This is a genomic window from Tepidicaulis marinus (assembly GCF_000739695.1).
Taxonomy (GTDB): Bacteria; Pseudomonadota; Alphaproteobacteria; order Parvibaculales; family Parvibaculaceae; genus Tepidicaulis; species Tepidicaulis marinus.
On the sequence record NZ_BBIO01000004.1, the window covers coordinates 39927 to 52221 of the forward strand.

The following is a 12295-nucleotide window of genomic DNA, read 5'->3' on the forward strand; positions in this document are numbered from 1 at the left end:
AGGGTAAAGAGCGCTTAGCCGCGCGCAGCGCTCTGCGCAATGATTTCGGAGGCCGGCACAAGCCTGATGCCCTTGGCAGCCAGGCTGCGCACCCAGATGTCCAGCATTTCAAGCGTCAAATCGTGCGGATGGGCAATAGCGACGGCCCGTCCGTTTTTACGCGCCTTTTCTTCCAGAAGCTGCAACTGGTGCAGCAAATGGTCCGGCCCTTCGGCATGGTCGAGGAAGACATCGCGCGCCATGCCCGGCACGCCCGCCATACGCCCGACTTCCCCGGCGCGGGAGCGTTCGCTGGTCAGCGAGTCCACGAAAAAGAGACCCTTTTCGCGCAGCACCCGCATGACGGGGATGAGCGCGCGCACATCTTCGGTGAAGCGGCTGCCCATGTGATTGTTGACGCCGCTATAGCCGCTGAAGGCAGCGAGATTGTAGCGCACCGCCTCCTCGATCTCCGCCGGGCTCATGCCGGTGGTGAGCGCCTTGGGGCCGGGGTCTTCATCGCCCAGCGGCTCCATGGGCAGATGCAGCATCACCTCATGGCCTGCCTCGCGCGCCTCGGCGGCAAGGCGCGAGGTCGCCTCCCCATAGGGCAGGAAGGAAAGCGTGACGGCTTTGGGCAGCTTCAAGGCGCGGCGCGCGGCGGCCGCATTCAGCCCCAAATCATCGAGGATGAGAGAAATCTGCGGCGCGTCCGGCCCGAGAAGCGGCGTTTGCTCCGCGATGGCTTCGTTGGCGGGCGGCGCAAGGGCCGCGACCTGTTGCTCTTCTAAAGGCGCGGCGGCCGGTGCGCTTGGCGTCTTGGTGACGGAACCGGTCACAAGCTCGCCCTCCGGCAGACGGTCTTCAAAGACGGCAGCGACCTGCTGCTCTGCCGGTTCTTCGGCTGCAGGCTGCGCGGCGGGAGATGGAGCGGCCCCGCCTTTAAGACCAGCGAAGCGCAGGCCGCCGAGATCGCCTTTACGGTGGCGCAGCGGCTCGGCGATCAGGAAGGCCGGTTCGACGGCATTGGCAGGCTCGATGACACGGGGGAGCGGCAGAATATCGGCGGACGCAACTTGCGGGCCGGGCGCCAGCGGCACGGAGAGCGAGGGCCCCTCTTTCTTCAAACCCAGAGCCATCGCCACATCGGGAAGGGCAAGACCGATCCCCGCCCCGGAGATGAGCCCCACGGCGAAAAGCAGCGCGGCAAGAAGCAATGCCTCCTGGGCCAGACCGGCGCGCCGGCTGGTTCTCCTCAGATTTGGCCCGGGCTGCCGCCTTTGCCCCGGCTGGGTGGCCCCCATATACTGTGTCATGTCACGCGGATAAGACCATATTTAGAGGCGATCCGGCAAGCGCCGCACCGCCCGGTATCTGTGGATTTCTTACCCCATTGACCCTTAAAATCGCCTTAGCGCCTTGTGCCCGGCCATGGAGCGCACCTATAAACGGGAACCTTCCGCCCCTATATGCATTTGGCCGCTTTTGCGGAGGTCCGGCCCATCTAATTCTGAGCGAGTACGCCCATGCTCCTGCTGATCGATAATTACGACAGCTTCACTTACAATCTGGTGCATTTTCTCGGCGATCTGGGGGTCGAAACCGAAGTGCGCCGCAACGACACGCTGTCGGTGCGCGACGCGCTGGCGCTGAAGCCGCAGGGCATCATGATTTCGCCGGGCCCGTGCGATCCGGATCAAGCGGGTATCTGTCTCGATCTCATCAAATCGGCCGCCGGGACGTTGCCGATCTTCGGTGTCTGTCTCGGCCATCAGGCGATCGGCCAGGCCTTCGGCGCGAAGATCGTGCGCGCGCCCTCGCCCATGCACGGCAAGATCTCGCCCGTTCATCACACGGGCAAAGGCGTCTTTGCCGGGCTGCCGAGCCCGCTGGAAGTGACACGCTATCATTCGCTGACCATAGAGCCGGAAAGCCTGCCGGACTGTTTGGAAGTCACCGCGAAGACCAATGACGGCGTCATCATGGGGGTGCAGCACAAGGAACTGCCCATTCACGGCGTGCAGTTTCACCCAGAAAGCATCGCCTCACAGCACGGGCACGACATTTTGCGCAATTTCCTCGAGCTTGCGGGTATTGCCGTTACCGAAACCGCCTGAGACCCTGCCGCCCAAAGACCAGAAACAAAGAAGACCCCATGACGGATTTCAAAGCGCTGATCGCGAAAGTCGCCGACGCCCATCCTTTGACTGCTGACGAAGCGACGGCGGCCTTCGAGGCGATGATGACAGGCGCGCTGACCCCGGCGCAGATCGGCGCTTTTTTGATGGCGCTGCGGGTGCGCGGGGAAACGGTGGAAGAGATTGCCGCGGGCGCGGCGATCATGCGCGCCAAGGCGACGCATGTGAACGCCCCGGAAGGCGCCATCGACACCTGCGGCACGGGGGGCGATGCCTCCGGCACCTACAACATTTCAACCGCGGTTTCCTTCGTGCTTGCCGGCTGCGGCGTGCCCGTTGCCAAACATGGCAACAAGGCGCTTTCCTCACGCTCCGGCTCGTCGGAAGTTCTGGAAAAGCTCGGCGTCAAACTCGACATTACGCCCGCCCATATCAGCCGCTGCATCGAGGAGACGGGCATCGGCTTCATGTTCGCCGCTTACCATCACGCGGCGATGAAACATGTGGGTCCGGTGCGCGTGGAACTTGGCACACGGACGATCTTCAATCTGATGGGCCCGCTTTCCAACCCGGCAGGTGCGAAGCGCCAGCTGATGGGCGTCTTTGCGGAAAAATGGGTGGAACCGCTTGCCCATGTGCTCAAGAAACTCGGCTCGGAACATGTCTGGGTCGTGCATGGCTCGGACGGGCTCGATGAGATCACCACCACGGGGCCGACCCATGTGGCGGAACTGAAAGACGGCAAGGTGCGCCGCTTCACCGTGACGCCGGAAGAGGCAGGCCTGCCACCCGCCGACCCCGAAGCGCTGAAGGGCGGCGATCCGGCGGAGAATGCGGGCGCGCTGACGCGGCTCCTCGACGGGGCGCCCGGCGCCTACCGCGATATCGTGCTCATCAACAGCGCGGCGGGATTGATCGTTGCCGGAAAAGCGCAAAATTTGAAAGAAGGCGTTGCCATGGCCGCTGCATCCATCGATGAAGGCCGGGCGAAAGAGGCACTGAAACGTCTCGTCGCTGTATCGAACGAGCTTGAGCCATGAGCGATATTCTGGAGCGCATCGGCGCCTATAAACTGGAAGAGATCAAGGCAGCGAAAGCGACCAAACCCTTAAGCGCGCTTGAAGCGGAGATCGAAAGCCAATCGCCGGTGCGCGGGTTTTACAAGGCGCTGCAGAAGACGGAAGCGCAAGGGCGTTATGGGCTGATTGCCGAGATCAAGAAGGCAAGCCCGTCCAAAGGTCTTATCCGCGAGGACTTCAACCCGCCGGAACTTGCCAAGGCTTATGAAAAAGGCGGGGCGGCCTGTCTTTCCATTCTCACCGACACGCCTTCGTTCCAAGGCGCGCCGGAATATCTCGTCGCCGCCCGCGCGGCAACCGCCCTGCCCGTCATCCGCAAGGATTTCATGTACGACACTTATCAGGTGGCCGAGGCGCGGGCGCTGGGCGCGGATTGCATTCTCATCATCATGGCGGCGGTCAGCGACGCACAGGCGCTCGAACTTGAAAGCGCCGCGCATGGCTATGACATGGACGTGCTGGTGGAAGTGCATAACGAGGAAGAGCTGGAACGCGCAGGCGTGCTTTCCTCGCCGCTGCTCGGCATCAATAACCGGAATTTGAAGACCTTTGAGACGACATTGGAGACGACTAAGCGTCTCGTACCCTTTGTCCCCAAAGGCAAACTGATTGTCGGGGAAAGCGGCCTCAACACGCCCGCCGATCTTGCCATGCTTTCCGCTTGCGGCGTGAACAGCTTCCTGATCGGGGAAAGCCTGATGCGTCAGGCGGATGTGGAACAGGCAACGCGCGCATTGCTTCGCAAAGAAGAGATGAGAGCCTGACCCGATGAGTTACCAAATCCGCCTTGCCACGCTTGACGACGTTCCCGCTCTCGGCCCCGTCGAGGTGGCGGCGGGACAGCTCTTCAAGACCGTCGGCATGGGGCATCTTTCACATAAATTCATGGAACCGGAAATGGCGGCCGCCTTCGTGCGGGCGAAAGGCTGTTTCGTGGCCGAGGCGGAAGACGGCGCGCTGGCAGGCTTCGCCATGTCTTCGCCGCTCGACCATTCGGTTTTCGTGCATGAAATATCCGTCGATCCGGCACATGGCCGGCGCGGAATTGGGCAGCGGCTGTTAAACGCCGTTTCCGATTGGGCCAAAGCGCTCGGCAAACCGGCAGTGACGCTTTCCACCTTTAAAGACGTGCCCTGGAACGCGCCTTATTATGGCCGCCAGGGATTTGCGGTGGTAGAGCGGGAAGACTGGTCGCCGGCCTTTTTCATCATTCACGCGCATGAAGAAGAAAGCGGCCTTCCCATCGACCGGCGCTGTTTCATGCGCAAGGAGCTTTAAGCATGGCGGGCAAGCTTTCCCATCTCGATGACAAGGGCGCGGCGCATATGGTCGATGTCTCGGCCAAGGACGTGACGCAGCGCACCGCAACCGCCAAAGGGCGCATCGAAATGGCCCCCGAAACGCTTGCCCTCATTCTCGACAACAAGATCACCAAGGGAAACGTCATCGAGATCGCGCGCCTTGCCGGGATCATGGCGGCGAAAAAGACCGCGGACCTCATCCCCCTTTGCCATCCCTTAATGCTCTCCAAAGTCTCCGTCGAGCTTGAAGCGGACAAAGAGGCCTCTGCCATCGAAGTGAGCGCCACGGTGAAAGTGAGCGGACAGACGGGCGTCGAGATGGAAGCGCTGATCGCCGTCAATGTCGCGTGCCTCACGATCTACGACATGGCGAAAGCGGTGGACCGGGGCATGCGCATCACCGACATTCGCCTGACGCATAAATCGGGCGGCAAATCCGGCACCTTCGAGGCCGGTTAAAAGGTTCCTCATGGCTCTTCTTCCCGTTGCCGACGCGATCGAGAAAATCGGCACTGCCATTGCCCCGCTTGAAGCGGAGCGCGTTTCGCTGGCCGAAGCGGGGCACCGGGTGCTGGCGCGCGAGCTTGCCGCCTTGCGCACGCAGCCGCCTTTCGATGCCTCGGCCATGGATGGCTATGCGCTGAAGACAGAAGATGCCGCAAGGGTTCCGGCGGAGCTGAAAGTGATCGGTGAAGCGCCTGCCGGGCGCGCCTTTGAAGGCAAGGTCAGGTCCGGCGAGGCGGTGCGTATTTTCACCGGCGGGCCGTTGCCGGAAGGTGCCGATACGATCGTCATTCAGGAAGATACGGAGCGTAGCGGCGACACTCTGCGCATTCTGGAAGCGGCCCTTCCCGGCAAACATATCCGCCGCGCCGGGCTCGATTTTAGCGAAGGCGAGACCGTGCTCAAAAAAGGCGCGCTGCTCGGGCCCGCCGCGCTTTCTCTTGCCGCCGCCGCAAACCATACCGCGCTCGATGTTTACCGGCGCCCGCGCGTTGCTTTTTTTGCGACGGGCGATGAGCTGGTGCCCCCCGGCGAGGAGCCGGGCCCTTCGCAAATCGTCGCCTCGACGGGCGCGGGCCTTGCCGCCCTCATCCGCCGCTGCGGCGGCGTGCCGCTCGATCTCGGGATTGCGCGGGACAACAGGGAAAGCCTTCTGGAAAAAGCGGAAGCGGCGCAAGAGGCCGATATGGTGGTCACGCTTGGCGGGGCCTCTGTCGGTGAGCACGATCTCGTGCAGGATGTTCTGGGCGAAGCCGGGCTCGATGTTGCCTTCTGGCGCATTGCCATGCGCCCCGGCAAGCCTTTGATGTTTGGCGCGCTAAAGGACAAACCCTTTCTCGGCCTGCCGGGCAACCCCGTGTCCGCCCTTGTCTGCGCCGAGCTTTTTCTCAGCGCCGCGCTGATGCGCCTTCAGGGGCGGCAAGCGGCGCACCCCCGGCTTCTGCCCGCCCGCCTTGCCGTGCCGCTCAAAGCCAATGACACGCGCCAGGATTATATCCGCGCAGCGCTTGAGGAGGAGGACGGGGAATGGCGCGCCGAGCCGCTTTCGGTTCAGGACAGTTCCATGCTCTCCGGCCTTGCCCGCGCGGGCTGCCTTATCGTGCGCCCGCCCCATGCGGCAGCCGCGGAAGCCGGGGCGCTGGTTAATGTCCTGCCCCTTGAAGGGTAATTTTATCCACAGAAGGGTTGACGCGGAAAAAGAACCAAACTAGAACAAGTGAAATGTTTATCGTTTGTTCTAGATATTGGGGCCGCACCCATGCTCACACGCAAGCAGCATGAACTTCTGATGTTCATCAACGAGCGCCTGAAAGAAACAGGCGTTGCGCCTTCCTTCGACGAAATGAAGGAAGCGCTGAATTTGCGCTCGAAATCGGGCATTCACCGGCTCATCACGGCGCTGGAAGAGCGCGGCTTTATCCGCCGCCTCGCCCACCGGGCCCGGGCGCTGGAAGTGCTGAAACTGCCCGATGCGGCAGCCCCGAGCCTGGCGCGCGGGCGCGGCTTCGAGCCGGAAGTGATCGAGGGCGGCGGCGCCCCTGCTGCGAGCCTGGCGCCTGCCCCTGCCAACGAGAACGACGCTCTGCCCGTCTCCGTCATGGGCCGGATTGCCGCCGGTACGCCCATCGAAGCGCTGCAGGAGGAAAGCCATCAGGTTTCCGTGCCGCTTGCCATGCTCTCCAACGGGGAGCATTACGCGCTGGAAGTAAAAGGCGATTCGATGATCGAGGCCGGCATTCTGGACGGCGACACCGTGGTCATTCAGCGCTGAGATACGGCCAATAATGGGGAGATCGTGGTGGCGCTGGTCGATGGCTACGAAGCGACGCTGAAGCGCCTGCGCCGGAAAGGCGATTCCATTGCACTGGAAGCGGCGAACCCTGCCTATGAAACGCGGATCTTCGGCCCGGACCGGGTGAAGGTTCAGGGCCGCCTTGTCGGCCTGATGCGCCGCTACTAAGCGCGCCGCAGCCCTCTAGGGGCGTGACATTAATAGGGGCGTGTCCAGGGCCGGGTGCCTTGCGCGCCCCTAACCGTTTCCGCTGCCAGCTTTCCCTCGTTCCAATAAAGCGCCTGGGTGCCGCTGCGCGACAAGTCACCGTAATCGAGCACCAATTGAGCGCGGCAGGCTTTGTCATCAAGCCCCCAGCCCACATCCCTTTCCATCACGACAATATCTGCCCACGGACAATCTTCGACGAGCGCCCGTTCGTCCTTGATATGGGCAATGCGCGGGGCGCCCGGCGCCTCGTAAAGGCAGGCAAGCGCATCGCAGCGCCAAAACATGTTTTCCGATGCAGAGCGGGGGCTGCGTGTATCGCCTTCCTGCCGCAGCCAGATGGAGGCCTGAAAGGCCGGGCGCGATGCATTGAGATTGAGCCTGCCGTCGTCCCCGCGCACTGCGATGAGGCGGGCGTTTTCGGAGATGAGAATATCGGGGCGCGGCGCAAGCGCCCAAAGCAAAAGCCCGCCCGCAAGAAAGAAGCTGCCTGCAAAGCGCACCTGCCCCTTCCATAAAGCAAGCCAGAGCCCGCCCAGAGTGATGAGTCCCAAGGCGGCTTCCGGCCCGCCCGGCACGCCGCGCACCGCGCCAGGCCAGGCGGCAACGGTGGCGGCTGCGGCAAGCAGCCCTTCAAGCCCGAGCTCCATAATGGCGAGCGGCCAGGCCTCGAGCCCGAAAGGCATGAGCGCGAAAGCGGCAACGGCAAAAGGCATGACGAGCAGCGCGACAAGCGGCATGGCGAGGAGGTTGCCTGCGAGGCCATAAGCTGCAACGCGGTTGAAATGAAACGCGGCAAAGGGCGCCGTGGCGAGCCCGGCAATGAAACTCGTCAGCAAGAGCCCGGCCCCATAAAGCAGCGCAAGCTGCAGCGGCCCGCGGGCGCGCCAATCCGCCAGCAAGGCGTTGAGCTGGGCGGCGCGGGTTTCATAAACCGCGACAAGCGCCGTCACGGCAGCAAAAGACATTTGAAAACCGGCGGAGAGCACGCTTTCGGGCCGGAGCACCAGAAGCGCAAAAGCGGCGAGCGCCACATTGCGCATGGTCATGGCCGGCCGGTCGAGCATAAGCGAGAGCAGCACGAGTGCGACCATTATAAAGGCGCGCTGGGTCGCGGTGCTCATGCCGGAAATGACGAGATAGGCGCCAGCGCCGGCAAGCGCGAGCGCGGCGGCCCATTTCTTCACCGGGTAATACAGCGCAAGGCGCGGCACCAGCGCCATGAAAAGGCGCAGCCCCCCGAAAAGCGCGCCCGTCAGAAGCGCCATGTGAAGGCCGGAAATCGCCAGCACATGGGCAAGGCCTGAGGCGCGCAAATTCTCTTCTACCTCTTCCGGTAAATAAGCCCGCTCGCCGGTCATTAGCGCGACGGCGACAGCGCCGGTGTCGGGCGACATAGCGGCGAGCACCCGCGCGCCGATGGCCTGGCGCAGCGCATGCAGCGCGCGGCGGGCCGAGATGAGTATCCCTTCCGCCCGCCCGAGAACTTGCGGCGCCCCCAGCATGACCCCGCCCGCGCCGATCCCCTCGAACCAGAGCACCCGGCCGTAATCGAACCCGCCGGGCGCGGCGGGCAGGCTATTGGGCCAAAGCTTCACCGGCCCTTCGATCCGGTCGCCGGGCCGCAGAGCGAGCGCATGCGGGTCCGAGCCCCGGTATGTGAGGCGGACCTTGCGGGGCGGGTCCGGCACATGTTCCAGCGCCTCGATTTCCACATCGGCGCGCAGCCGCCCCTCGCCCTCCCGGCTCACCGCGCTCACCGTGCCTTGCAAGGTGCCGTAGGAAAGCTCACGCGTAAGCGGGGAATGATCGATAAGAGCAACGCGCAGCCCCGCCAGCGCAAAGCCAAGCGCGGCAAGCCCCGCCGCGATCAGCACAAGGCGCAAGAGCGGGCGCGCCGCAAGGCGCCACTGCGCCAGGAAGGCGGCAAGGGCAAGGAGCGCCGCCCCGCCCCAGGCCGGCTCGAACGGCAGGCTGAAATAAAGGAGAATCCCGAACCCCAGAAAAACCGGCGCCCAGAGGCCGAACCTGTCCGATTCCCGCAAGAGCCCGTCCCAAAGGGAAAAAACCGGCCCGCTCAGCCGCGCCCATATCCACCTTCCGGCCCAGCTTTTGGATCCGGAGGGCCAAATATCTCTGGCATCGAGCGCGATATTCCCCTCCTTGAGAACAAACCACGAATATTTTAGCTTTCAGGCCCCGAAACGCAGGAAAAAGTATGCGCGGAACGCTACCACGCCCCCTTTGCCTGTGGTAAGAACGGCAGCCTGTTTACGCCCCTGCCGCAACGGTTCCCTTGGCCTTGAGCCAATCCGCGGCTGGGCCTTCACGCCACACCAGGACTGAAATTCCAGCGGGTCGCCCCGCTGAAAATAAAGCTGAACGTTAGAATGACCGGAACTCAAAAAGTCGTCACCCGTTTCGCGCCGTCGCCGACCGGCTATCTGCATATTGGCGGCGCCCGCACGGCGCTGTTCAATTGGCTGTTCGCGCGCCATCACGGGGGCCGGTTTCTTCTGCGTATCGAGGATACGGACCGCGAACGCTCCACCCAGGGCGCCATCGATGCGATTTTCGAGGGGCTGAACTGGCTGGGGCTCGGCTGGGACGAAGAGCCGGTCTACCAGTTCTCGCGCCAGGAAAAGCACCGGGCCGCCGCCGAAAAACTGATTGCCGAGGGCAAAGCTTATTATTGCTATTGCTCACCGCAAGAGCTTGAAGAGATGCGCGAGAAGGCCCGCGCCGAAGGGCGCCCGCCGCGCTATGACGGCACCTGGCGGGACCGGGACCCCGGCGAAGCGCCGGCAGGCGTCAAACCCGTGGTGCGCTTCAAGGCGCCGCAGGAAGGCGAAACCGTGGTGCGCGACCATGTGCTGGGCGATATACGCATCGCCAATAATCAGCTCGACGATCTCATTCTGCTGCGCTCGGACGGCACGCCGACCTATATGCTCTCCGTGGTGGTGGACGATGTGGATATGGGCATCACCCATATCATCCGGGGCGACGATCACCTGACCAATGCGGCGCGCCAGAGCCAGCTTTATGCGGCCCTCGGCTGGACGCCGCCGGAATTCGCCCATGTGCCGCTCATCCATGGGCCGGACGGCGCGAAACTTTCCAAGCGCCACGGCGCGCTTGGCGTGGAAGCCTACCGGGACATGGGCTATCTGCCCGAGGCGATGCGCAATTATCTCGTCCGGCTCGGCTGGAGCCACGGCGATGATGAAGTGTTCTCGACCGAGCAGGCGATCGAATGGTTCGGCCTTGAGAATATCGGCAAGTCGCCGGCGCGGTTCGATTTCGCGAAACTGGAAAACCTCAACGGCATCTATATCCGCCAGGGGAACGACGAAACGCTGGCGGACCAGACGCTGCAGCTGATGAACCGGCTGGAGGGCTGGCCGGAGGATGCAGGCCTGCGCGCCAAGCTCATCGAAGCCATGCCGGGCCTCAAAGAGCGGGCAAAAACCCTGATTGAACTTGGCAAGGGCGCCGAATACCTTCGGGTGACGCGGCCGATCCCGCTGGATGAAAAAGCTCAGAAACTGCTGAATGATGACGCCCGCGCCACGCTGAAAAAGCTGCATGAAGTGCTCGCCGCCCTGCCCGACTGGGAGACCGGGGCGCTGGAAGCGGCGGTGCGCCAGTTCACGGAGGATATGGGCCTCAAACTCGGTAAAGTCGCGCAGCCTTTGCGCGCGGCGCTGACCGGCGGCAGCACGTCGCCCGGGATATTTGATGTTTTGGTTTCACTCGGCCGGGAGGAATCCCTCGGCCGGATCGAGGATCAGGCGGGTTGAAACGCCTGCTCCGATCCGCCGTTTTACACTCGGGCCGGTAAAACCGAGTAGCAGCGGCATAACAAGATGTTGCACTATGCCCGCCGCGGTACCGCGCCGCAGCCGGGTCCAGGAGAAGGATAGGGACAACGATGACGAAAACGGGAACCGACGCTGGAGCGAAGCAGACGGCCAAACTGGAAGTCGGCGGCAAGACCTACGACCTGCCGGTCTATGAAGGCTCGATTGGACCAAGCGTCATCGATGTGAGCGCCCTTTACGGCCAGACGGGATATTTCACTTACGATCCCGGCTTCACCTCGACGGCGAGCTGCGAGTCCGACATTACCTATATCGATGGCGACAAGGGCGAACTGCTTTACCGGGGCTACCCGATCGAGCAGATCGCGGAAAAAGGCAACTTCCTGGAAACCTGCTACCTGCTGCTGAACGGCGAATTGCCGACGAAGCAGGAATATGACGAGTTTTCCTACGCCATCTCGCGCCACACGATGGTGCATGAGCAGATGCAATATTTCCTGCGCGGTTTCCGCCGGGATGCGCATCCGATGGCCATCATGGTCGGCATGGTCGGCGCTCTGTCCGCCTTCTATCACGACAGCACGGACATCAACGATCCGCAGCAGCGCATGATTGCCAGCCGCCGCATGATCGCCAAGATCCCGACCATCGCCTCCATGGCCTATAAATATTCGATCGGCCAGCCGGTGGTTTATCCGCGCAACGATCTTTCTTATGCGGAAAACTTCCTGCATATGTGTTTCTCCGTTCCGGCGGAAAAATACAATGTGAGCCCCGTGCTTGCCGATGCAATGGACAAGATCTTCATTCTGCATGCGGATCATGAGCAGAATGCCTCCACCTCGACGGTGCGTCTGGCAGGCTCCTCCGGCGCCAACCCCTTCGCCTGCATCGCGGCGGGCATTGCCTGTCTCTGGGGTCCGGCTCATGGCGGCGCCAATGAAGCAGCGCTCAACATGCTGCAGGAAATCGGCTCCGTCGACCGCATCCCCGAATATGTCGCGAAAGCCAAAGACAAGAACGACCCCTTCCGTCTGATGGGTTTCGGTCACCGGGTTTACAAGAACTACGACCCGCGCGCCAAAGTCATGCAGCAGACTTGCCATGCGGTGCTGAAAGAGCTCGGCATCAATGACGATCCGCTGCTCGATGTGGCCATGGAACTGGAACGCATTGCGCTTTCGGACGAATATTTCATCGAGAAGAAGCTCTACCCGAATATCGACTTCTATTCGGGCATCACGCTGAAAGCGATGGGCTTCCCGACCACGATGTTCACGGTGCTCTTCGCGCTGGCCCGCACGGTCGGCTGGATCGCCCAGTGGAACGAGATGATCGAGGACCCGAAGCAGCGCATCGGCCGTCCGCGCCAGCTCTTTACTGGCGCTACACAGCGCGAATATGTCGATACCGCCAAGCGCTAAGCGCTACGGCAAGTCAGTATAAAGGGCGCCTTTCGGGGCGCCCTTTT

At 62.7% G+C, this 12295-nt stretch carries 10 protein-coding genes and 1 pseudogene; 9 read left to right on the top strand and 2 right to left on the bottom strand.

What is annotated here, in order from left to right; genetic code table 11:
• Positions 1-14: 14 nt before the first annotated feature.
• Positions 15-1196, bottom strand: coding sequence for a divergent polysaccharide deacetylase family protein (locus tag M2A_RS17165; RefSeq protein WP_052379225.1), 1182 nt, complete (start codon positions 1194-1196; stop codon positions 15-17).
• Positions 1197-1505: 309 nt separating this feature from the next.
• Here M2A_RS17165 and M2A_RS05090 point away from each other — a divergent pair, with 309 nt between their 5' ends.
• The 7 genes and pseudogenes from M2A_RS05090 (at position 1506) to lexA (ending at position 6961) form a co-directional block, all read left to right on the top strand.
• Complete coding sequence (locus tag M2A_RS05090) at positions 1506-2096, top strand: anthranilate synthase component II (protein WP_045443924.1); 591 nt, start codon at positions 1506-1508, stop codon at positions 2094-2096.
• A 38-nt stretch (positions 2097-2134) separates the two neighbouring features.
• The gene (gene trpD, locus M2A_RS05095; protein ID WP_045443928.1) at positions 2135-3157 is read left to right on the top strand and encodes an anthranilate phosphoribosyltransferase; all 1023 of its coding nucleotides are present in this window, start codon (positions 2135-2137) and stop codon (positions 3155-3157) included.
• Complete coding sequence (trpC, locus tag M2A_RS05100) at positions 3154-3960, top strand: indole-3-glycerol phosphate synthase TrpC (protein WP_045443931.1); 807 nt, start codon at positions 3154-3156, stop codon at positions 3958-3960. The genes trpD and trpC overlap by 4 nt, the downstream gene beginning before the upstream one ends.
• A 4-nt stretch (positions 3961-3964) precedes the next feature.
• Positions 3965-4474: a GNAT family N-acetyltransferase gene (locus M2A_RS05105; protein ID WP_045443932.1), complete on the top strand. Its 510-nt coding sequence runs from the start codon at positions 3965-3967 to the stop codon at positions 4472-4474.
• Positions 4475-4476: 2 nt separating this feature from the next.
• Positions 4477-4956, top strand: a complete 480-nt coding sequence (gene moaC / locus M2A_RS05110; protein WP_045443934.1) for a cyclic pyranopterin monophosphate synthase MoaC — start codon at positions 4477-4479, stop codon at positions 4954-4956.
• A 10-nt stretch (positions 4957-4966) separates the two neighbouring features.
• Positions 4967-6169 (top strand): molybdopterin molybdotransferase MoeA, encoded by a 1203-nt coding sequence (locus M2A_RS05115; protein WP_045443936.1) that lies wholly within the window; start codon positions 4967-4969, stop codon positions 6167-6169.
• A gap of 90 nt (positions 6170-6259) precedes the next feature.
• Positions 6260-6961, top strand: a pseudogene (gene lexA, locus M2A_RS05120) (transcriptional repressor LexA).
• 29 nt (positions 6962-6990) lie between these two features.
• Here lexA and M2A_RS05125 read toward each other — a convergent pair.
• Entirely contained in the window at positions 6991-9045 is a 2055-nt protein-coding gene (locus tag M2A_RS05125) for a ComEC/Rec2 family competence protein (RefSeq protein WP_052379226.1), read from the bottom strand.
• Positions 9046-9390: 345 nt separating this feature from the next.
• Here M2A_RS05125 and gltX point away from each other — a divergent pair, with 345 nt between their 5' ends.
• A complete protein-coding gene (gene gltX / locus M2A_RS05130; RefSeq protein WP_045443941.1) occupies positions 9391-10803 on the top strand; it encodes a glutamate--tRNA ligase in 1413 nt (470 codons plus the stop codon).
• Between the two features lie 131 nt (positions 10804-10934).
• The gene (gene gltA, locus M2A_RS05135; RefSeq protein ID WP_045443944.1) at positions 10935-12248 is read left to right on the top strand and encodes a citrate synthase; all 1314 of its coding nucleotides are present in this window, start codon (positions 10935-10937) and stop codon (positions 12246-12248) included.
• Positions 12249-12295 lie beyond the last annotated feature (47 nt).